A 238-nucleotide genomic window follows, 5' to 3' on the forward strand; every position below is an offset into this window, starting at 1 on the left:
CTGGTGATCGACCTGGTGGCCCCGGACGGCACCGCCTACCGGCTGAAGAACTCCAACGCGGCCGACTCGGCGGAGAACGTGAAGGCCACGTACACCGTCAACGCCTCCGCCCAGAAGGCGGAGGGCACCTGGAACCTGCGGGTGCGGGACGTGTACCAGCAGGACAGCGGCTACATCAACAGCTGGAAGCTGACGTTCTGAGCCAACCGGACGGCAGCTGCTGACCTGACGGCGGGCC

General features: G+C 67.2%; 1 protein-coding gene. It reads left to right on the forward strand.

Going from position 1 to position 238, the window contains the following annotated elements:
• Positions 1 to 201: proprotein convertase P-domain-containing protein (locus GJQ66_RS13785; protein WP_196215957.1), on the forward strand; the 201-nt coding region annotated here is incomplete at its 5' end.
• Positions 202 to 238: the final 37 nt, after the last annotated feature.

It is taken from the genome of Microbacterium sp. ZXX196 (genome assembly GCF_009709595.1).
Taxonomy (GTDB): Bacteria; Actinomycetota; Actinomycetes; order Actinomycetales; family Microbacteriaceae; genus Microbacterium; species Microbacterium excoecariae.